Genomic DNA, 19911 nt, shown 5'->3' on the forward strand with positions numbered 1-19911 from the left:
ATGCAGACGTTTTTGATAACCTTCGCCGTGTTTTTGCTGGTGGTGCTGGGGATGTCCATCGGCTACATCGTCAAGCGCCGCAGCATCTCCGGCTCGTGTGGGGGCCTTGGCTCCATCGGTATCGAGAAAGAGTGTGATTGCCCCGAGCCGTGCGACAACCGCAAGAAGAAAATGGCAGAAGCCGCGCGTCTCAAGCAGTTGCAAGAGCAGCGTATTATCTGAGGCAGTTCTTTTGTGTTGATATGGGGCGGCGTGAAGCCGCCTCGCTTTTATCGGTATGGCAGGGTTCAATCCTAGTAGTCATACGCTTCGCATCCTTTCTTGTGAAATTCGGCTTTCCAGCGTTCTCGCTCCTCTTCGGTTTTAAGGTGATCCCCTTTGGCAATGGCTTGATCCAGCGCTTCGATGCGTTGATGCAGCCAGAGGCACTCGGCGGTGGGCTGCTGTTTGGCCGCCAGTGGCAGCGCCAGCAAGAGCAGGATGAATCCTGTTTTCATGGTCAATCTCCCCATCACGGTGATCAGAGATAAGCGCAGCCAAAGAGGGTTACCCCCTGTAAAAAGCGCCAGTGACAACGGTATACTGTGTTTTTATCCAGTTTGGCGTTATCTGATGAGTGAAGCCGGACGCAAGATCATCCACGTTGATATGGACTGCTTTTATGCCGCCGTAGAGATGCGCGATCAGCCACATCTGCGTGATGTGCCGCTGGCCATCGGGGGCGCGGCGGCCAAGCGGGGGGTGATCTCAACCTGTAACTACGTGGCGCGCCGCTTTGGCGTGCGCTCGGCCATGCCGACGGCATTGGCCCAGCGGCTCTGCCCACCCCTGGTACTGCTGCCCGGTCGCCTCGGTTACTACAAGGAGATCTCGCACCAGCTGCACGCCATTTTTGCCCGCTACACCGACCGCATCGAGCCGCTTTCACTGGATGAAGCCTATCTGGATGTGACTGGCAGCGATCAGTTGGGCGGCTCTGCCACCCGCATGGCGATGGCTATCCGGGAGGCGATAAGCCGCGAGCTGCAGCTGACCGCCTCGGCCGGCGTGGCGCCCAACAAGTTTCTGGCCAAGATCGCCTCCGAGCGCAACAAGCCTGACGGACTGTTTGTTATTACGCCCGGTGAAGTGGATGAGTTTGTTCGCCAGCTGCCGCTTGCGGCTATTCCCGGTATCGGTCGCAAGAGTGCCGAGCGGTTGGCGGCGCTTGGGCTTATCACCTGTGAAGATGTGCGGGCGCTCTCCTTGGCCGAGTGTCACGCCCTGTTTGGCAAGCTGGGTGACATGCTGCAAGAGCGTATCTGGGGCCGTGATGAACGGCCGGTCGAGGTGAGCCGTGAGCGCAAGAGTGTGGGCGTGGAGACCACGCTGGATCACGACCTGCGTGCTGATGAGGCCTCGGTATTACCTCTGTTGCACTCACTGCTACCCGAGCTGCAACGCCGCCTCGAGCGCCATCAGGCAGGGCGACCGATCAGCGGTTTTGGCATCAAGCTTAAATTTGTCGATTTTCAGCAAACCACCGTTTATCGCGCCTGCGATCACATCACATCGGAACTGCTCGAGTCTCTGTTACGGGAGGGATTGCTGCGCAGTCACGGCCGAGCCATCCGGCTGGTCGGTGTGGTGGCCGGAGTCAATCAGAAACGAGAACAGCTCTCTTTTGATATGTGAATAAAATTTTAAGAAATTCATATCATTAGCCGATATTATAGCGAGCTAGATCACAGATAAGGATGTCATCATGAAGTCACTCTCGGTCCAGTGGCGCATTACGCTTTTCACTGGGCTTTGCCTCTTGCTGCTCGCTGCCTCGTTAAGTGGTCTGGCCCTGTATCAGGGCTCGGTCATGCAGGATAAAGTCAACCAGAGTAATAGTCAGAGTGCTCGCGCCAATGCCGAGCAGCTGATGCAGGCGCTGGGTCAGGCCCAGGCGGTCAAAGTGAGCTCCTACCTTGACGAATCGTTCTACCGCGCCAAGTTGCTGGCTCAAGATATTCTGTTTCAACGCAAAAATGCCGAAGAGAACTTTTTAAGCTCCGAAGCGCTGCGCACCTCGGTCAACCAGCTGCTGCGCGAGTCGCTGGCTGCGGCGCCCAATCTGGTTGGGGTTTACGCCGTGTTTGAGCCGGATCAACTCGACTCCGGCGACGCCATTTTCGTTAATTCCACCTATCTTGGCGCCAACGACAAGGGGCGCTTCTCGGTCTACTGGACCCGCAAGGGCAACGAGATCGAATCGCAGATTATTAACGAAGCCAATCTGGCTGACGCCAGCACCGATGCCAACGGTATGGTGCGCAACCAGCGCTATCGCTGCAGCATGGATAAGAAGAGCACGTGTCTGCTCGATCCCTATCTGGCCGAGCGGCAGGGACAGACCATGCTGCTCACCTCGGTGACTGTACCTATGGTCTCCGAGGGCAAGGTGATCGGTGTGGTCGGGGTCGATCTGGCGCTGGCGCCGATGCAGCAAGTGGTTGATCAGATTGACCAGGCGCTCTACCAAGGGGCCGGTGATGTGCTGCTGGTGAGCCAGGCTGGCAATGTGGTGGGCCAGAGTGGTTTTCAGGTCGAGCCGGGACAACCGGTGGGAGCCAAGCTAGGGGAGATTGGTGGCGAGATTGCCGGCTGGCTCACGAGTGGCCAGTCGCAGACGCGCTGGAGCGGTGCTGACTGGTTGCAGACCTTTATCCCGATCCCGATTGCCGGTGCATCGCTCAAGTGGGGGGTATTTATCCAGCTGCCACGCAGCCAGGTGTTGGCCGATGCCGAAGCGCTCGATGCCCAGCTGCGCCAGCAGGCGAGCGACAGCAGCATGCAGCAATTGCTGATTGCCGTAGTCATCACTTTGCTGGCGCTGGGCGCGGTGACCCTGCTGGCTCGCCAGGTGGTGGCGCCGATTCGTGATGTGGTGGCGCGACTGCGTGACATCGCCAGCGGGGAAGGGGATCTGACCCAGCGGCTGCGGGTTGCACGTCATGACGAGATAGGTGCGCTGGCGCACTGGTTTAATCTGTTCCTCGACAAGTTGCAAGGCACCATCAGTGACGTGGCGGTGACGGTGCAAGGGGCACGTGGCACCGCCGAGCAGGCGGCGAGCGGCGCAGTGCGCACCCGCGATGGCATGCAGTCGCAGCTGCGTGAAGTGGAGTTGGTGGCGACCGCTTTTGAAGAGCTCAGCGCCAGCGCCATCGAAGTGGTGAGTCATGCCGGGCGCGCCGTGGCGGCCGCTGACGAGGCGGGTAGCAAGGCGCGCGAAGGGCGCCAGGTGGTTATCGACAGCCAACAGGCCATGGCGGTGCTGATGCAGACCATCGAAGAGGCCAAACCCATGGTGGAGCGCTTGTCGGCCGAAAGCGGCAACATCAGTACCATTCTCGGGGTGATTCAGTCGATTGCCGAGCAGACCAACCTGTTGGCGCTCAATGCCGCGATTGAAGCAGCGCGAGCCGGTGAGCAGGGCCGTGGCTTTGCCGTGGTGGCCGACGAGGTGCGTAACCTCGCGGGACGCACCCAGTCGTCTGTGGTGCAGATCCGTGAGCTGATCGACAAGTTGCAAGGGGGCACTGGTGCCGTGGTCGATGCGATTACCCAGAGCCACACTCAGGCCGGTCATACTCGGCAGCAGGTCGAGGCCTCGGTCGAAACGCTCGAGCGTATCGGTACGGCGGTAGAGACCATCTTGCAGATGAACGAGCAGATTGCCCATGCCGCCGAGCAGCAGACCGATGTCATCCATTCGCTCAACGGCAACGTGACCAACATCCGCGATGTGAGCCATTCGATCAATCAAGAGGCGAGCACGTCGGCCGAAGTGGGACGGGAAATGTTCACCCTGGCCGACAAGCAGCAGGCGCTGATGGGTCAGTTCAAGGTCTGATAAAGGATAGAAAAAGGGCGCCATCACGACGGTGGCGCCAAGATATTCAGATGACAGACAGGGTCAAATCGTAGACTTGAACCTATTTCTCCCGCAGGAGAAAACACAACACCACAATCGGCAGTCACAGGCTCGGAGAAACTGTGGGAACACAGGTTGATATCTCGATGGTGAGCCATACGGCGACTGATTGTGCCGCGAATTATGTTTATTAGCTGGCGGCGTCGCAACCGACAATTTATAATGCGGCTCATTAGAAAAATTCATCCTCGGAAGGAGCCATGTCGCGTCGCTTACCGCCTCTTAATGCGCTTAAGGCCTTTGAAGCTGCTGCCCGTCACCTGAGTTTTACTCGGGCGGCGGAAGAACTTTTTGTCACTCAGGCAGCCGTCAGCCACCAGATCAAGGCGCTGGAGGAGTACCTTGGTATCAAGCTGTTTCGGCGCAAAAATCGCTCCTTGCTGCTGACCGAAGAGGGTCAGGGCTACTTTCTGGATATCAAGGACATCTTCGCGGCCATTTCTGAAGCGACCGACAAGCTGTTGGCGCGCAGTGCCAAGGGGGCGCTCACCGTCTCCTTGCCGCCAAGCTTTGCCATTCAGTGGCTGGTGCCGCGCTTGGTGCGTTTTAGCGAGCGCCATCCCGATATCGATGTGCGCATCAAGGCGGTCGATCTGGATGAAGGGTCGCTGACCGATGATGTGGATGTGGCGATTTATTACGGCCGCGGCAGCTGGCCCGGCATGCGTGCTGACAAACTGCACACCGAATACCTGATCCCGGTCTGCTCGCCGATGTTGCTGGTGGGCCCCAAGCCACTGCGCATGCCGGACGATCTGACCCGCCATACCCTGCTGCATGACACCTCGCGCCGCGACTGGAAATCCTGGTTTCGCCAGGTTGGGGTGGATGCGCCAAATGTCAATCAAGGGCCGATTTTCAGCCACTCGACCATGGTGATCCAGGCGGCGATTCACGGTCAGGGGGTGGCACTGGGACACAGCGTGCTGGCCCAGCCCGAAATTGATGCTGGTCGCCTTATCTGCCCGTTTGAGCAGGTGCTAGTGAGCAAGAATGCCTACTATCTGGTCTGCAATGAACAACAGGCTGATCAGGGCAAGATTGTGGCGTTTCGTGAATGGATGCTGGAGCTGGTCGAGCAGGAAGAAGCCCGCCGCCGTGCCCGTGCTCTGCTCGAATAAGGAGCGCCATCGATGAACAGCCCCTGGCGTCTGTCGGGAAGTGCTCATGCGCCGCTGCGCCTGCTACTCGCTCATGGAGCGGGTGCCGGGATGGATCATCCGTTTCTGGTTTCGCTCTGCGAGCACCTCGCCGGCGACCTGCTGCAAGTGGTGCGGTTTAATTTTCCTTATATGGCGCGCAGCCTCGAAGAGGGGCGCCGGCGTCCGCCTGATCGCGCGCCGGTGCTGCTGCAGTGTTGGCGCGAGATGATTGAGCGTTTTGCCGACCGTCCCCTGCTGCTGGCCGGGAAATCGATGGGGGGCAGGATGGCGGCCGAGCTTGCTGATGAGAGCAAGGCTGCAGGATTGGTCCTGCTAGGGTATCCTTTCCACCCTTCGGGCAAACCGGAGCATTGGCGTGGTGAGGTGCTCAAACGCATGACTACCCCCACCTTGTTGCTGCAGGGGGAGCGTGACAGCTTCGGCAACCGCTGCGAGCTCACCGATTTTGCGTTTTCTGCGGCGGTGCAGGTGGTGTGGATCCCTGACGGGGACCACAGCTTTGCGCCCCGTCGCAGCAGTGGTCACAGCGAGGCTGCCAACCTGAGCTTGGCGGCTGCCCGAATTATCGATTTTGCCAAAGGAGTCGCGTGATGGAGCAAAAACGCCTGTGGGTGGTGATCGCCGCGCTGCTGGGGCTGACGGCGACCATACTGGGAGCATATGGCGCGCACGGTCTGCCTGCCAGTGGCATCACCCCCGAGCACCTGTCGGCTTTCCACACCGCGGTGCAGTATCAGTTTTTCCACGCCTTGGCGCTGTTGGCGCTTGGGTTGTCGCCGCTTAGGGGTCATGCCATTACCCTGGCCTGCGTGCTGTTTACCCTCGGGACGCTGGGCTTTTCCGGAAGCATCTATGCCATGGTGCTGCTCGGAACCAAGGGCATTGGTTTGATCACTCCAGCGGGTGGACTCTGTTTTATGTTGGGATGGGCAGCCCTGGTTTGGGTTGGCTGTCGTCTTGGAGGAAAGAATGAATAACCTTTTGATTTATTGCCGCCCCGGCTTTGAGAAAGAGGCGGCGGCAGAGATCACCGAGCGCGCCAGTGACATGCAGTGTTACGGCTTTGCCCGGGTCAAGGACGACAGCGGTTACGTGCTCTTCGAGCTGTATGACGAGGAGCAAGCCGATCTGCTGGCGCGCAAGCTGCCATTTAAGGAGCTGATTTTCGCTCGCCAGATGCTGGTGGTCACCCACGATATCTCCGATCTCGATCCGGGCGACCGGATCCGGCCGATTGTTGAAGCCTGCCGTGACTACGCCATCTGTGGCGAGTTGCGGGTTGAGACGGCCGATACCAATGAAGCCAAAGAGCTGTCGGGCTTTTGCCGCAAGTTCACCGTGCCGCTTCGCCAGGCGCTGCGCAGCAACGAGCTGCTGACCCAGAAAGAGACGCCGAATCGCCCGGTGTTCCACGCCTTCTTCCTGGCGTCGGACCATGTGCTGCTCGGCTACTCTTACTCGTTTAACAACTCGTCGTTCCACATGGGCATTCCACGCCTGCGTTTCCCGCCCGATGCGCCGAGCCGCTCCAGCCTCAAGCTGGAAGAGGCGTTTCACGTCTTCATTCCGAAAGAGGATTGGGATGTGCGGTTGACCTCCGGCATGAAGGCGGTCGATCTGGGGGCCTGTCCGGGTGGCTGGACCTATCAGCTGGTGCGTCGTGGCATGATGGTGACAGCGGTTGATAACGGCATGATGGCCGAATCCCTGATGGAAACCGGTCAGGTGAAGCACCTGCGCGATGACGGCTTTATCTGGAAACCGTCCAAGAAGAACAACTACTGGCTGGTGTGCGACATGGTCGACAAGCCGGCTCGGGTGGTGCACATGGTCGCTGACTGGTTCCGCGACGGATTGTGCCAGGAGGCAATCTTCAACCTGAAGTTGCCGATGAAAAAGCGCTTTGCCGAGAGTGAGCACAACCTCGATGTGCTGCGCGAGTTGCTGGCCGAAGTCGACAACGGTTTTGTGATTGAAGCAAAGCAGCTCTATCACGACCGCGAAGAGATCACCGTGCACGTCTATAACCGTTTTGCCGTTGGCAAACTGGTCGGTAGTAAAGGGTAATCGTGCACCCTGCACCCTGCACCCTGCACCCTGCACCCTGCACCCTGCACCAACAAAAACGGGAGCCGTCACAGGCTCCCGTTCTGTTTTACTCGCCGCTTACAGCCGCGCGATCACCGCATCGGTGAATTCGCTGGTGCTGGCACTGCCGCCCAGATCGCGGGTGACGGTTTCACCGGCTTCAATGGTGGTACGCACTGCGTTGAGGATGCGCTCGGCTTCGCTTTGCATACCGAGGTATTCGAGCATCTGTACCGACGCCAGGATGACCGAGGTGGGGTTGGCGATGTTCTTGCCAGCGATATCCGGCGCCGAGCCGTGTACCGCTTCAAAAATGGCCGCACCGCTGCCGATGTTGGCGCCCGGTGCCATGCCAAGCCCACCGACCAATCCGGCGCAGAGATCCGAGAGAATGTCACCAAACAGGTTGGTGGTGACAATCACATCGAAGCGCTCCGGGTACATGACCAAATTCATACAGGCGGCATCGACAATCATCTCTTCGCTCTGAATATCCGGGAAGCGGGCCGCGACCTGGCGGGCTACCTCAAGGAACAGGCCAGAGGTGGATTTGAGGATATTGGCCTTGTGCACGATGGTGACTTTCTTACGCCCTTCGTTACGGGCCAGCTCGAAGGCAAACAGCACAATGCGCTCAGCCCCTTCCCGGGTGATGATGCTGGTGGCCTCGGCGCTGTTGTTGTCATCGCTGCGGCGCTGACCGGCGCCAGAATACATCCCTTCGGTATTTTCACGCACCGTGATGATGTCGATATTCTCGTAACGGCTCTTGGTGCCCTTGAACGAGATCACCGGGCGCACGTTGGCGTAGAGGTTGAACTTCTTGCGCAGGGAGACGTTGATGGAGGTAAAACCGCCGCCGACCGGGGTGGTGAGAGGGCCTTTGAGGGTAACCTTGTTTTGTTCGATCAGATCGAGCGTCTGTTTAGGCAGTAACTCGCCATGCTTTTCCATGGCAACCAGGCCCGCATCGGCGTAGTCGTAATCAAACTGGCAGCCAACCTTTTGTAGGATACGGATGGCAGATTCGATGATGCTCGGGCCGATACCGTCGCCGGGGATGACTGTAATTCTTCTATTAGGCATAGGACACATCCAGGGTACTGATGAAGGTAATAAAGCGTTTTTGATTATACCAACCACGCTACATTTGCACCAAAAAGTGTTTACAAATTCAATCATCCCGGCAAACGCAAATCGCGCAGGCTAAACCCCAGCTCGATATCGTCACAGAGCCTCACCAGCTCGCAGGCAAGCCGTGCCTCAGCCTCGTGCTCCCGTACTTTTTTGACCAACCGATCATCAGATTGACTGGCCAATATGGCGGTCAGGGAGCCGTGCTCGCCAATCAGGGCGCTGGCACTTTTAGGGCCGATACCGGGTACCCCCTTGATACCGCTGCCTGCAACACCGGTAAGCGCCCAGTAATCGACGAGCTGGGTCGGTTCAACCCCAAACTGACTGGCAACAAACGGCTGATCGAGCCAGCGGCGATTGAAATAGTCACGAATGCGGATCTCGGGGCAGAGCAGTTGGCAAAAGCCTTTGTCAGTCGAGATGATGGTCACCGGAGCACCGTGCTGGGCGGTTTTGCGTGCCAGAGTGGCCACCAGATCGTCTGCCTCATCGGTTTCTGACAACAGCGAATCGACCGATAGCTCCCAGAAGGCATCCTGCAACGAAGCCAGGCCTGCGCGCAGTTCGGCGGGCATCGGTGTGCGCCCTTCCTTGTAACTTGGCAGGCGCGCTTTGCGCCAGCCATCGACCTCGGCATCAAATACTGCGATGGCGTGGGTGGGGGTGGCTTGCTCGAGTAACTTGCGGGTGGTGTTAATCAGGGTTGCGCGGGTGGCAATCACAGCTTGCTCGGGCGTGAGGGATTGACCGGCCTGCACCGCATGGATGCGCCGGATCAGATTCAGTGCGTCGATGATCAGCAGGTGCATGATAGTTGGGGCAAAAAAACCGGAAAGTCATTGTAACAGAAGGGGCGCAGTTGCACCCCTCGCTTCAACGGACGATCTCGTAGCAAGGCTGGTAGGCCGTGCCCGGCAACTTCATGCGCTGCTGGCGCACGAAGCTTTGCAGCAGTTTGTCCATCAGCTGCATGATCTCCTTGTCGCCATCGATCTTGAACGGCCCGCGTTTTTCGATAGCGCGGATGCCGCCCTCTTTGACGTTCCCGGCGACGATGCCCGAGAAGGCGCGGCGCAGGTAAGCTGCCAGCATCTGTGGCGGCTGATCCCGGTGCAGGTTGAGGCTGGCCATGTTGTCATGGGTTGGCTCAAACGGCAGTTGGAACTCCGGCTCGATTTTCAGCGACCAGTTGAAGGAGTAGGCATCACCCACCGACTTGCGGTACTCGCGAATTTGCGGCATCGCCTGCTTCATGGTGCGCGCCACTTCGGCCGGATCACCAATGATGATGCGATAGAGGCGGGTGGCCGGCTCGCCCAGGGTGGCACGGATAAAGTCGTCGATGGCGCGGAAGTAGTCGGCACTCTCTTTCGGTCCGGTCAGCACGATCGGCATCGGTTGGCGCTCATTGCTCGGGTTCATCATGATGCCGAGCAGATAGAGCAGCTCTTCGGCGGTGCCCACTCCGCCCGGGAAGATGATGATGCCGTGACCCAGACGTACGAAGGCTTCCAGCCGTTTCTCGATATCTGGCAGGATCACCAGCTCGTTGACGATGGGGTTAGGCGGCTCGGCGGCAATGATGGAAGGTTCGGTCAGACCAATATAGCGGCCGCCCTTGAAGCGCTGCTTGGCGTGGCCAACGGCGGCGCCTTTCATCGGCCCCTCCATGGCGCCCGGGCCACAACCGGTGCAAATGTTAAGCTCACGCAGGCCCAGTTCATTGCCCACTAGCCGGGTGTAGTTGTACTCCAGCTCATTGATGGAGTGACCGCCCCAACAGACCACCAGATTGGGATCGGCGCCAGGAATGATCACCTTGGCGTTACGCAGAATGGCAAACACCACGTTGGTGATGTGGGTCGAGTTGGTGAGGTTGACCAGCCGGTTTGATTCAAGCTGGTTGGAGACATAGAGGATGTCGCGCAACACCGAGAAGAGGTGTTCCTGAATGCCGCGAATGATCTCCCCATCGACAAAGGCTTGTTCCGGTGCGTTGAACAACTCGAGTTTGACGCCACGCTCGCGGCGCAGCACATGGATGTCGAAGCTTTTGTACTGCTCAAGGATCTCTTTCGAGCTGTCGGTGTGACTGCCGGAGTTGAGCACCGCCAGTGAGCAGTTGCGAAACAGTTGGTAGATGTCGCTGGCGGCCGTCTGCTTGAGTCGGTCGACCTCCAGCTGCGACAGCAAATCCATGCTGCCGACCGGATTGATGTGGGTGATCATAAGGCCCCCTCAGGTATCGTTGTTATCGTTGTAGTGCCATATGGGAATGCGGCGTTTCATCCCCTTCCTGCATCGATACTAGTGGGAAGCTTTGGTAAAAGGGAATGGGGGAAAACGCGACTGCCGCTTTTTTAAGCGGCAGTCGCCTTAGATGACGATATTGACCTGATCGCGACCGGAGTGTTTGGCACTGTAGAGCGCCTGATCGGCCCGCTCGAAAGCATCGGTGGTTTCATCGCCATCCCGAAACAGAGTGGCGCCGACGGAGATGGTGATCTCCACCTTGGCATCCTTGAAGCGAAACGGGATGTTCTTGATGGTCTGTCGCAGCTTGTCGAGCGGTTTCAAGAACTTGTCCGGGTTGATATTGGGCAGCAGCACCACAAACTCCTCGCCGCCAAAACGGGCGATAAAGTCGGTGTCGCGCAGTGCGCGCTGCAGTGCCTTGGCCACCACTTTCAGCGCCTTGTCACCGGCCATGTGACCATAGTTATCATTGATGCTCTTGAAGTGGTCGATGTCGATCACGGCCAGACACAAGGGCGTCTGATAACGCAACCAGCGCTTGTATTCGAGCTCCAGCCGCTCATCGAGTGCCGCCCGGTTGTGCACCTGGGTCAGGCTATCGAGGAACAGCTTGTGCTTTTGGATGGCGAGCCGCTTTTTGTACTCGGCGGTCTCGTCCTTCATCAGGCGCAGCTTGGCTTCCATTGACGAGAGCCGGGTCAGCAGATGGCGCTCGCGTTGATAGAGGGCATCGCGCTCGCCGAGCAAGCGGGAGAGGGAATCCAGATGGCGATGGACGGCCAGGCGCAGATCATCCACTTTGTGATGATTGTCGAGGGTGACTCCGATGGATTGCAGCTCGCGATTAAGCGCCTGACGGCTCTGGCTGGTCTCATCCTGCAGGGCGCGCCCTTCATCCAGACTTTCGGTAAAGCTGAAATGGACGGCGCTGAGGCTCTCGTTCAACCCAATCAGGAAGGTCTGTGAGGCCTTGCGCTCTTCACGGGTGCCCTGAATGATGAGCTCAATCACCTGCAACGACAGCTCGGCCAGCTTGGGCAGCGGCACGCCACCTAGCAGCTCACGGCGGATATTATCAAGCCGCTCACCGACGTCGCCGGCGAAATCCAGCTCGGTAATGAGGCGCTGTAATTCGTCCGCCAGCTTGCTGTAGGCCGGCTCCAGCTCACCATCATCGAGATGGGAGCGCAGTAGAGGATCGCCCGCCTGCTGGTATTTGAGCGCTTGCTGGTAATACTCCAGCAACTTGAGCACCTTGAGGTGGTAATCACCGAAGCTGTAGCCATCGTCCGCCAGCAGGTGTTCACGCAGGGCCTGGCAGGCTTTCTCCGAGAAATCCTTGACCGGTTTGATGTGCTTGGCGCCATACTGCAGCGCGTTGCGTGCTGACTTGATGGACCCTTTGACGGCCTCGGCGTGGTGCTGCAGCAGGCGTTCAACCAGTGCCAACTCGGCGTCGAGCACAGTATAGGGCTGATTGACATCGAGCCGGTGCCGAAGCTTGGCCAGCTTGGTATCGAGTTCGCGATCATGACCACGGCATGCCAGCATCAGCTTGCTGATAAACTGGGTAACCCGATTGCGCTCGGCAACCGTCTGCTGTTTTAGCTCCTCAAGCTCGCGTTGCTTGAGTCGCAGCATCTCATCGTTATCTACCGCTGTGGGCTTGTCCATCATAGGGGGCATCGCCAATTATTGTGTTGTTAAACAGGGCTCAGGGGTCACCCGCATGTTGCATCCGTGCTAGCGAGCGCCAATTAATCCCTTGTTTTTCATGAGAAGAATTCACTTTAACCAGTCCCTTGTCAATTGCCATCAGGCAACGTTCCCACACATCTCCGTGGAAAAAAGCAGCTTGTTGACAATCCACCGCAGCAAGCTCTACCCAAGCCACCTCATCGTGCTGCGCTGAAACTTGCAGCGCACCGGCAAGCGCCAGGAAACAGAGGTCAAAAAGGCGTTGGTGATCAAGGGAGCCCGGTGCTTTGGGCAGGAAAGGATAGCTGACAATACCGAGCGAAACCCTGCGATCGAGCAAAAGTGGGCTCGGAAATGCCTGTAACCAGGCGAGCAGGTTATCCGCCAGTTCATGCAGATCGGCCACGTGGCGCTGTGGTACCACATAGAGCAGATGCCCTTCGCGCAGATCGTAAATACGCCCGTCTTGCGGCGTACCTTCGGCCAGGTATTCGCCGAAGGTCTGCTCCATCTCGCTGGCCTTCTGGTGGCCAAAGCGCTCACGGCAACTGGCAAGGAATGGCACCTTGAACAGCAAATAGTGGAGTTTGTCGTCAAACTCTTTGTCGGTCTGCTCGCCGAGATACCAGAGATCGGAGCTTTGCTGGCGCTTGGCCAGCTCGATCGGGGCGCGCGAAATCAGGCGCTGCCAGTTGGCAAGGCCGGTGCGTGGCTCGAGTTCCAGTTCACGTCCCAGCATCCGGTTCTGTTGGCGACTGGTGCGCAGCTTGAGCCAGAGGGTGAAAAAGAGCCAGGTAAACAGCGCCAGTGACAGTCCGGTAAAGACCGACACCCACTGGTAACGTTGGCGGGCGCCTTTCTCCTGCTGCAGATCGTGGGTCAGCTGGCTGATTTGCTGCTCGCGCTCCACCTCTTGATAGTGCTCGTTCAGATCATCCTGTCCCAGCTCGCGCTCTTGCTGGCGCAGCTGCTCGCTGTGCTGATGGTATTTTTTGTAGCTTGCCAGCGCCTGCTGGAAGTAGCCCTTCTGCTCGTAGGCGTTGGCCAGCAGTTGATAGATGGTCAGCAGTTGCTGCGGTTGGCTGCCCCGGTTGGCCAGATTAAGGGCGTTTTCCAACTGCAAAATGGCAATGGCCGCTTCGTTTTGACGAAGATGCAGCTCCCCTAAGCGCAGCAGGGTATCAATCTGGGCGATGCGGTTGCCGCTCTTTTCATAGGCCATGCGCGCGGCGTTGAGATAGTTGCGGGCCAGCACCAGATTGCCGGTTTGCAGATAGGTCTTGCCCACCTCGTACTTGAGGCGGGCGGTCAGGTCGGTCTGCGGCTGGCCGTCAACCAAGTCGAGGGCGTTGAAGAAGTAAACCAGCGCCATATTGATATCGCCAAGGTCGCGATTGAGCTGGGCCAGCTCGATCAAGGCATCGACCAGTGGCACCGGATTGCCCACATTCTGGAAGTGATCCGCCGATGCACTGGCAAAGCCGAGCGCCTTTTGCAGCTCGCCTTCGGCGCGATAGAGTGAGGCAATCTGGCCGGTCAGCCGACCGAGGAACAGATGCTCATCGCGATCTTCCATGCGGCGCAGAGCATCAAGGTATTGCCCCAGTGCCAACTCGGGTTGGCGAATGGCAAGATAAAGATCGCCTTGCACGGCGCTGCGCCAGGCTAGTCGCTCGGGATCGCGGCTGCGCTCAGCGGCCTCTTCGGCCTTTTTCAGCAGCGCTTTGGCATCATCGAAGCGATGATCATCGATAGCCAGTGTCGCTTCTTGCAGGCGGCTGTAGACCTGCAGCGGGTGATTTTGCAAAACCGGCTCGGCCAGCAGTTTGTCGAGCTGATCGAGCAGCGGGCGGGCCAGCCCGATGCGATTGGGATCAAGCGCCAGCAGGCGGGCTTGCAGATAGAGGGCGCTGGCGGCTTGGCCACGCAGATGATCGCGGTTGGCCACTTCAAGCACCACGCCAAAGGTGCGCAGGGCCTGCTCTGACTGACCGCTCAGCGCCTGGCAGAACCCTTTGAGCATGCGGGCACTGTTGATCTGCTCGACCGAGCGATAATTTAACAAAGGTTCGCGGTAGGAGAGCGCCTGATTGCTGCTCATCACCTGGCTAGGGTTGTCGCCAGCCTGTTTGAGAAACTCGCTGCTCTGGTGCAAACACTCATCGGGATGATGAAAGGCCTGGGCCTGCGCCGGTAGCAGTTCGCTTGGCAATGCACTTTGCGCCAACTCCAAATCAGGAGTCGACAGAGAGGTCATCATCATTGCCAGCAAGAGCAGTGGATTCATCGATACGGTGACAGCGCGCAGGGTTCAGGGCATGTTAGCCAAGGGCTCCCTGCGCGTCCAGTAGTGCTAATGATTACTGTCGGATGAGGCGGATATTGGCAGGTGCTTGCTCGATATTACTGCGAAACGGATTGATATCGAGACCACCGCGCCGGGTGTAGCGGGCAAACACCGTCAGTTGCTGGCAACCGCACAGCCGGCTGAGATCGGTAAAGATCCGCTCGACACACTGCTCGTGAAATTCGTTGTGCTGGCGAAACGAGATGAGATAACGCAGCAACTTTTCGCGATCGAGTTTGGGTCCGCGATAGTGGATCACCACCGAGCCCCAATCCGGTTGACTGGTGACCAGACAGTTGGACTTGAGCAGATGGCTGTGCAAGGTCTCCTCGACCAGCTCACCACTGCCGGCGCCTTTGAGCCAGTCGGTGGAGAAGTGGTAATCGTCCACTTCGATATCAAGCCCGTCGATGCACTCGCCCGGCAAGGTAGTGATGGTGGCGGGGGCCGCATCCAGCGTCCAGAGCGTGACCGCTACCGGCGCGCCTGCGCAGGCGCTGAGATCCTGCTCAAGCAGGGTTTGCACCTTGGCCAGGCTCTCGCAGCGGGTCTGGTTGAACGAGTTGAGATAGAGCTTGAATGACTTGGACTCGATCAGATTGGGGCTGGTGGCGGGCACCCGCGCCTCGCCCATGGCCACCACCGGTTTGCCTTTGCCATCGAGCCAGGAGAGCTCATACAGGGTCCAGATATCCTCACCCTGAAAGGGCAGGGGAGAGGCTAACGCCAGATCGTCACGGTTGAGGCTGCGCGGCACCGGTTGCAGCAGACTCGGGGTGTAGGTGCTGATATAGGCAGATTTCTGGCCCAGTGCCAGCGCGGCCAGTGCCGGATTGCCAGCGTAACGGTCTTGGTTGGTCATGATGATGATGTCGCTTAGAATAACGGGCTTTGGCGGCAATTGTGGTGAATTTGCATGGCAGATCAAGTGTTGTCTGCGCTGGAGCGTCTGTTTGCGCGCTGGCTGAATCAGGGAACCAACCAGGGCAGCCTGCCCTTGTGTCAGTGGGATGCCAGTTGGCGCTCCCCCTGTGAGTTAGGTGAACCCCATGCCGGGCAGATTGCCTGGCGTCCGACCCGGCGCGACAGCGCAGAAGATTTTTCCGCGCTCGAGCAGGCGCTGGAGCTGACGCTTCATCCGGCCATCAAGGCGTTTTATGGCCACTGGTTTAGCCGGCCGCTGCCACTCTGGTTCAAAGGGTTGCAGCTTACCTTGCTGCAACCCTGGAATGGTGACGATCTTGATCTTCTCAAAGAGAACCAGATCGGTCACCTGCTGATGCTGCGCAAGCTCAAGCGCGAGCCGTCGCTGTTTTTGGCCAGTTGCCGCGGCGATATGGCGCTGGTAAGCCTTGATAACCAGAGCGGCGAGGTGATTTTCGAGCGCCTTGATAGCGGTAAGCGGGTCGTATTAAGCCCCGATCTGGCCAGCTTTTTGGCGCGACTGGAGCCCTGAAGCGTCGCGGTCAGTGGCGTGGTCGGGTTGACCACCAGCAGATCAGTGAGCCTGCGGTAACCATCACCACCCCGAGAAAGAAGCTCTTGCCTGGCGCGACGCCAAGCCAGAGGCTGGCCAGCGTCATCGACAGCACGGGGGTGAAGTAGGATGCGCTGGCGATGAGCGCAATCTGACCAGCCTTCACCCCGTGATTCCAGCAAGAATAGGCGGCAGCCGTGAGGCAACCGAGCAGCAGCACCTGCGCCATGCCTGCCAGATTGATATGCAGTGAGGCCTCGCTTCCGGCCACATATTTGATCCACAGTAGCAGCGCCGTCAGGGCTAAAAACAGCGGAATAACCGGTTGCCCGTCGCTAAGCAGGCGGGTGACCACCGTATAACCGGCCCAGATAAAGGCGGCCGCCAGCGCCAGCAGATAGGCTGGCGGGTTGCTGGTCATGTGCTGCCAGAGCAGGGCAGGCGACCACGGATTGTCTCCCTTCATCACCCAGACGATCCCGACAAGGCTGAGGGTGAGCCCCGGCAGTAATAGCCAAGAGCCGCGCTGCTGGCGGGTGATCACCGCAAGGAGCACGGTCAGGCTCGGCCACAAATAGTTGAGCATCCCCAGCTCCAGCGCTTGGGCCCGGTTATGGGCCATGCCAATAGAGAGGGCCAGCGAGATTTCATAGGCAGCAAACAGGGCACCGCCACAAAGCAGATAGGCTTTGGGCAGGGTGCGCAGCCGCGGCCAGCCAGAAGCCAGCGTTGCCAGCAGGGCACTGGTGGTAAAGATCAGCGCCGCGCCGCCGGTGGCGCCAAAAAATTCCGATACGCTGCGAAACAGTCCGACCGAGGCGCTCCACATCAAAATGGCTGACATGCCGATCAGTGTCGCCATACGGCTATCGGCGTTGCGCTGCGAAGTGGGCATAAACAAAAGACTCCCAAACAGGACCAGCGAGTGTTTGATGCTGGCCAACGTGAATGTTACTCCTTGAAATCCCAGGAGATATTGGATACCAGCTGGCAGGTGTCGCATTTAAAATCGAAGATATCGTGCAGCGGCTCAGCAAGACGCCAGGGTTGACCACATTGGGGGCAGGGGCGCGATAGCTCTTCGTCGCGGTGGCCACCGACCCGGTAGAGGTAGTAGTAGGTCGGCACCTTGGTCAGATATTGGATGCGCTTGCACAGATCCCAGCCCCGGCGAAACAGGCGGCTATCCACATCGCCCAGCTCATGCAGGGCGGCGTGCTCGGCAATCGAGCCATTCATCTGCAACTGATCGCACGCTTCCCAATCCTCCTGCCACTTGATCACCTGCTTGTGATCGCCATTGGCCACCGGTGGAATGCGATACAGCGGGATCGGGGCAAAGTGCTCGCCGCAGCGCAGGGGCGAACAGGTGTGCAGGTAGCTGGTGTAGAGCACCTGCCAGCTCGGCTGCGGGCAGGGGTCAGTGCTGTCAGAGAAGAGATCCGGCCCCTCCAGCTGCACCTTGGGGGCGAGCAGGCCAGCCTGATGCAGCCGCTGCTCGGCCACTTCAACTTGCTGGCTGTGGTGGCGTGGATGCAGGCTCTCTGGCTCGGGGCAGACCACCCGGCTTTTAAAGCAGCCATCTTGCAGGCTGGTGGGCAGCTCGCGCCCGAGGATCTGGCCGTTGTAGCGCAGGGCATCCAGATAACCGAGGATTGCCTGCTCGGCGCGGCTTAAGGTGGTGTCTTCAAAACACTCGAAAGTCAGTTCAACAACGTACATGTCGCTAGGTGGCCTTATCCGCGCGAAAGTAGGGCGATCAGGGTATCGAGCTTGGCCTCGATGCGGCTTAAGCGCTGCTCGACCGATTCACCGGTGGCGGCCGGCTCGGTGGCGGGGGCTTGGCTGCTCGCTTCGATAGGAAGCGTCACTCCCTGTTGCTGGCTCTGTTTCCAGTGCGCCAGCACCGAGAGCAGTTCGGCCATGGGCACACCCGGTGTCAGGCGCGCTTTGACCAGCGCGGTGGTGGGAGTGGTGCCACGGGCAGCCAGTTCATTGGCCACTTTCAAAATCTCGTCACGATGGGACATGGTCTCTCTCTTCTGTGATGCCTACGCCGTTAATGGCGCAGCAAACGCTCCAGCTCGCCAAGGGATGTGTGCCAGCGGCTGCTATGGCGCTGGCTGTGTAAAAACGCCGCCTGTTGCGGGCTCCAGAACGGCGCATCCGCCAGTGCCTGTGCATCATCCAGCGAGTGGCTGCGAATAAAGCGGTGGATGGCCAGCTCATCAGTGGGCAGGCCCAGCATGTCAAACAGTGGGCCGAGCGTCACCGGCGCTGCAATGCGCTGTGTTGGCTCGGCGCTGTAGGTCTGCCCTGATACCTCATCGGCATCCTGCATGCGAAAGGGGGGCAAGTCGATCGCCTCGACCTGCAGACCGCGCAGGCGCAGCACCCCTTGATAGCGCTGCTCACCATCGCTCGAAAACTCGAACTGATAGCTGCGCGTCAGGGCACCGCGTTGCCAACGGCGGTGGGCCAACGCCACCGAGAGCAGTTGCAGGCCCTGGCTTTTGCAGTAACGGCGCAGGGCCAGCGCGGCCAGCTCGCTATGCTGCCGTTCACGCCAGAACAAGGCGGCAACGAGCAGCAACAGCAGGATGCAGAATATATCGGTCAGCATCAGGCCTGGGCTGCCTTGAACAGATGGCCGATCGCCTGACTGAGCGCGGCGCTGCGGTTGGGGTCGCGCAACTTGCCAAGCAGAGGCGCGCGCAGGCGTGGCTGCATCACCAACTCGCCAAACAGGGAGGCAAACAGGCTGATATCGGTCTGCGCCAGTGTCTCGAGGTAGGTGTCGAGTAGTCCCTCATCGTCCAGATCGCCTGCCAGGCGCCCGGCGATAGCCAGCAGTAGCGCCGGATCGGGACGGGTTTGCAACAGCGTCAACAGCTTGGCGCGGCGCAGCGGCTGCGGACCGCAAGAGGCATGGGCACGGCAAAGATGGGCGATGGTCTCGTTATTGGCTTCAGTGCGCTCCTGCTCACGGCCAAGGCGCTCGAGCAGTGCGCCTTGCAGGGCCGGTGGCAGAGGGACGGCTTCGAGTGCCTGGCACAGGGCGCAGAGCACCGGCTCGGGCAGGGTGGGCAAACTTTTGCACACCAGTGCCAGCAAGGTCGGATCGTCGATGCGCTCGGCAAGATCGGAAAAACCCTGCACGCCGAGTTGTTGCCACGGCAGGGTGGCGGGCTGGGTCAGGTAGTGGCACAGCGGCGCGAAGAAGGCCGACGGCTCCTGACCGAGCTGGCGGGCCAGCCGGGCGTGCAGCGAGGCCATCTTGGCTTCGGCCGGGCGGAAGGTCCACGGGTTGCTCGCCAGCTTGTCGGCTTTACTCTCATCGAGCTCGCCGGTCAGCTGATAGCCGAGGGTTTCGACCACCAACTCCATAAACTGTTTGGGGCCGGCACTCATCAGTAGCCCCTGCTCATCGAGGGCAAAGCGCAAAAACCAGAGGAAATGCTTGCCTTCGCTCTGATGAAAGTGAACCGCCAGCCAGGCTTTTTGCTGCAGCGGCCAGGGGTAGGGTTCATGTTGCTGTTCAATGCGCTGGAACTGTTCGAGCGGCAGCGGACGCAGTTGGCGGCCAAGATCGTAGATCTCGAAGCGGGTACCCGCTTCGGTGAGAAATTGGGTCAAGGTATCGATGCGGGACATGGCGTGATTCAAGTTGGTCAATCGCAAGGGGTGGCCCGATTATAGGGAGGCTGACGCGTGGCGCAAAGCGGCCATGTGACCGATCCTCAAGGAATCGGCCCCGCGTAACTGTTTAGCCGCAGTCGGC

At 59.2% G+C, this 19911-nt stretch carries 20 protein-coding genes; 8 read left to right on the forward strand and 12 right to left on the reverse strand.

Translation table 11 applies throughout. The features are described 5' to 3' along the window. Entirely contained in the window at positions 1-222 is a 222-nt protein-coding gene (gene nqrM, locus BW958_RS00560) for a (Na+)-NQR maturation NqrM (protein WP_076573360.1), read from the forward strand. Positions 223-293: 71 nt separating this feature from the next. On the opposite strand, the gene BW958_RS00565 is transcribed toward nqrM, so the two are convergent. Continuing rightward, positions 294-497, reverse strand: a complete 204-nt coding sequence (locus BW958_RS00565; protein WP_143232979.1) for a hypothetical protein — start codon at positions 495-497, stop codon at positions 294-296. 115 nt (positions 498-612) lie between these two features. Here BW958_RS00565 and dinB point away from each other — a divergent pair, with 115 nt between their 5' ends. The 6 genes from dinB (at position 613) to rlmM (ending at position 7194) form a co-directional block, all read left to right on the forward strand. After that, a complete protein-coding gene (gene dinB / locus BW958_RS00570) occupies positions 613-1674 on the forward strand; it encodes a DNA polymerase IV (protein ID WP_076573362.1) in 1062 nt (353 codons plus the stop codon). A gap of 70 nt (positions 1675-1744) precedes the next feature. After that, a complete protein-coding gene (locus BW958_RS00575) occupies positions 1745-3883 on the forward strand; it encodes a methyl-accepting chemotaxis protein (RefSeq protein ID WP_076573363.1) in 2139 nt (712 codons plus the stop codon). A 281-nt stretch (positions 3884-4164) separates the two neighbouring features. Further along, positions 4165-5085 (forward strand): transcriptional regulator GcvA, encoded by a 921-nt coding sequence (locus tag BW958_RS00580; protein ID WP_076573364.1) that lies wholly within the window; start codon positions 4165-4167, stop codon positions 5083-5085. A gap of 12 nt (positions 5086-5097) precedes the next feature. Next, positions 5098-5718, forward strand: a complete 621-nt coding sequence (locus tag BW958_RS00585; protein WP_076573365.1) for an alpha/beta family hydrolase — start codon at positions 5098-5100, stop codon at positions 5716-5718. After that, a complete protein-coding gene (locus BW958_RS00590; protein ID WP_076573366.1) occupies positions 5718-6104 on the forward strand; it encodes a DUF423 domain-containing protein in 387 nt (128 codons plus the stop codon). Before BW958_RS00585 ends, BW958_RS00590 begins: the two co-directional genes overlap by 1 nt. Then, a complete protein-coding gene (gene rlmM, locus BW958_RS00595; RefSeq protein WP_076573367.1) occupies positions 6097-7194 on the forward strand; it encodes a 23S rRNA (cytidine(2498)-2'-O)-methyltransferase RlmM in 1098 nt (365 codons plus the stop codon). The genes BW958_RS00590 and rlmM overlap by 8 nt, the downstream gene beginning before the upstream one ends. Positions 7195-7293: 99 nt before the next feature. Here the strand turns inward: rlmM and BW958_RS00600 are convergent, their stop codons facing one another. The 6 genes from BW958_RS00600 to queF form a co-directional block, all read right to left on the reverse strand. Continuing rightward, positions 7294-8301, reverse strand: a complete 1008-nt coding sequence (locus BW958_RS00600) for an isocitrate dehydrogenase (RefSeq protein WP_076573368.1) — start codon at positions 8299-8301, stop codon at positions 7294-7296. Between the two features lie 92 nt (positions 8302-8393). After that, positions 8394-9164: a flap endonuclease Xni gene (xni, locus tag BW958_RS00605; protein WP_076573369.1), complete on the reverse strand. Its 771-nt coding sequence runs from the start codon at positions 9162-9164 to the stop codon at positions 8394-8396. 61 nt (positions 9165-9225) lie between these two features. Then, positions 9226-10581: a nucleotide 5'-monophosphate nucleosidase PpnN gene (ppnN, locus tag BW958_RS00610; RefSeq protein ID WP_076573370.1), complete on the reverse strand. Its 1356-nt coding sequence runs from the start codon at positions 10579-10581 to the stop codon at positions 9226-9228. Positions 10582-10728: 147 nt separating this feature from the next. Continuing rightward, positions 10729-12285, reverse strand: coding sequence for a GGDEF domain-containing protein (locus tag BW958_RS00615; RefSeq protein ID WP_083687201.1), 1557 nt, complete (start codon positions 12283-12285; stop codon positions 10729-10731). A gap of 37 nt (positions 12286-12322) precedes the next feature. Next, complete coding sequence (locus BW958_RS00620; RefSeq protein ID WP_076573372.1) at positions 12323-14593, reverse strand: hypothetical protein; 2271 nt, start codon at positions 14591-14593, stop codon at positions 12323-12325. Between the two features lie 73 nt (positions 14594-14666). Beyond that, the gene (gene queF, locus BW958_RS00625) at positions 14667-15515 is read right to left on the reverse strand and encodes an NADPH-dependent 7-cyano-7-deazaguanine reductase QueF (protein ID WP_076573373.1); all 849 of its coding nucleotides are present in this window, start codon (positions 15513-15515) and stop codon (positions 14667-14669) included. A 54-nt stretch (positions 15516-15569) separates the two neighbouring features. Between queF and syd the strand changes: the two genes are divergently transcribed. After that, on the forward strand, positions 15570-16109 hold the full coding sequence (gene syd / locus BW958_RS00630; RefSeq protein WP_076573374.1) for a SecY-interacting protein: 540 nt from the start codon (positions 15570-15572) through the stop codon (positions 16107-16109). A 10-nt stretch (positions 16110-16119) separates the two neighbouring features. On the opposite strand, the gene yddG is transcribed toward syd, so the two are convergent. The 5 genes from yddG to BW958_RS00655 are packed head-to-tail and all read right to left on the reverse strand — an operon-like array spanning position 16120 to position 19784. Further along, positions 16120-17025 (reverse strand): aromatic amino acid DMT transporter YddG, encoded by a 906-nt coding sequence (yddG, locus tag BW958_RS00635; RefSeq protein ID WP_076574058.1) that lies wholly within the window; start codon positions 17023-17025, stop codon positions 16120-16122. 56 nt (positions 17026-17081) lie between these two features. After that, the gene (locus BW958_RS00640; RefSeq protein WP_076573375.1) at positions 17082-17852 is read right to left on the reverse strand and encodes a Zn-ribbon-containing protein; all 771 of its coding nucleotides are present in this window, start codon (positions 17850-17852) and stop codon (positions 17082-17084) included. Positions 17853-17866: 14 nt separating this feature from the next. Then, the gene (locus BW958_RS00645) at positions 17867-18160 is read right to left on the reverse strand and encodes a hypothetical protein (protein ID WP_076573376.1); all 294 of its coding nucleotides are present in this window, start codon (positions 18158-18160) and stop codon (positions 17867-17869) included. Between the two features lie 29 nt (positions 18161-18189). Then, positions 18190-18753 (reverse strand): DUF2789 family protein, encoded by a 564-nt coding sequence (locus tag BW958_RS20615; RefSeq protein WP_076573377.1) that lies wholly within the window; start codon positions 18751-18753, stop codon positions 18190-18192. Next, positions 18753-19784: a DUF3549 family protein gene (locus BW958_RS00655; protein ID WP_076573378.1), complete on the reverse strand. Its 1032-nt coding sequence runs from the start codon at positions 19782-19784 to the stop codon at positions 18753-18755. Before BW958_RS00655 ends, BW958_RS20615 begins: the two co-directional genes overlap by 1 nt. Positions 19785-19911: the final 127 nt, after the last annotated feature.

It is taken from the genome of Aeromonas sp. RU39B, from assembly GCF_900156095.1.
Lineage (GTDB): Bacteria > Pseudomonadota > Gammaproteobacteria > Enterobacterales > Aeromonadaceae > Aeromonas.

What these genes read in the sequence shown, in the direction of transcription:
- nqrM (WP_076573360.1), top strand. Translation starts at nt 1, where the DNA reads ATGCAGACGTTTTTGATAACCTTCGCCGTGTTTTTGCTGGTGGTGCTG.
- BW958_RS00565 (WP_143232979.1), bottom strand. Translation starts at nt 497, where the DNA reads ATGAAAACAGGATTCATCCTGCTCTTGCTGGCGCTGCCACTGGCGGCC.
- dinB (WP_076573362.1), top strand. Translation starts at nt 613, where the DNA reads ATGAGTGAAGCCGGACGCAAGATCATCCACGTTGATATGGACTGCTTT.
- BW958_RS00575 (WP_076573363.1), top strand. Translation starts at nt 1,745, where the DNA reads ATGAAGTCACTCTCGGTCCAGTGGCGCATTACGCTTTTCACTGGGCTT.
- BW958_RS00580 (WP_076573364.1), top strand. Translation starts at nt 4,165, where the DNA reads ATGTCGCGTCGCTTACCGCCTCTTAATGCGCTTAAGGCCTTTGAAGCT.
- BW958_RS00585 (WP_076573365.1), top strand. Translation starts at nt 5,098, where the DNA reads ATGAACAGCCCCTGGCGTCTGTCGGGAAGTGCTCATGCGCCGCTGCGC.
- BW958_RS00590 (WP_076573366.1), top strand. Translation starts at nt 5,718, where the DNA reads ATGGAGCAAAAACGCCTGTGGGTGGTGATCGCCGCGCTGCTGGGGCTG.
- rlmM (WP_076573367.1), top strand. Translation starts at nt 6,097, where the DNA reads ATGAATAACCTTTTGATTTATTGCCGCCCCGGCTTTGAGAAAGAGGCG.
- BW958_RS00600 (WP_076573368.1), bottom strand. Translation starts at nt 8,301, where the DNA reads ATGCCTAATAGAAGAATTACAGTCATCCCCGGCGACGGTATCGGCCCG.
- ppnN (WP_076573370.1), bottom strand. Translation starts at nt 10,581, where the DNA reads ATGATCACCCACATCAATCCGGTCGGCAGCATGGATTTGCTGTCGCAG.
- BW958_RS00615 (WP_083687201.1), bottom strand. Translation starts at nt 12,285, where the DNA reads ATGATGGACAAGCCCACAGCGGTAGATAACGATGAGATGCTGCGACTC.
- BW958_RS00620 (WP_076573372.1), bottom strand. Translation starts at nt 14,593, where the DNA reads ATGAATCCACTGCTCTTGCTGGCAATGATGATGACCTCTCTGTCGACT.
- queF (WP_076573373.1), bottom strand. Translation starts at nt 15,515, where the DNA reads ATGACCAACCAAGACCGTTACGCTGGCAATCCGGCACTGGCCGCGCTG.
- syd (WP_076573374.1), top strand. Translation starts at nt 15,570, where the DNA reads ATGGCAGATCAAGTGTTGTCTGCGCTGGAGCGTCTGTTTGCGCGCTGG.
- yddG (WP_076574058.1), bottom strand. Translation starts at nt 17,025, where the DNA reads ATGCCCACTTCGCAGCGCAACGCCGATAGCCGTATGGCGACACTGATC.
- BW958_RS00640 (WP_076573375.1), bottom strand. Translation starts at nt 17,852, where the DNA reads ATGTACGTTGTTGAACTGACTTTCGAGTGTTTTGAAGACACCACCTTA.
- BW958_RS00645 (WP_076573376.1), bottom strand. Translation starts at nt 18,160, where the DNA reads ATGTCCCATCGTGACGAGATTTTGAAAGTGGCCAATGAACTGGCTGCC.
- BW958_RS20615 (WP_076573377.1), bottom strand. Translation starts at nt 18,753, where the DNA reads ATGCTGACCGATATATTCTGCATCCTGCTGTTGCTGCTCGTTGCCGCC.
- BW958_RS00655 (WP_076573378.1), bottom strand. Translation starts at nt 19,784, where the DNA reads ATGTCCCGCATCGATACCTTGACCCAATTTCTCACCGAAGCGGGTACC.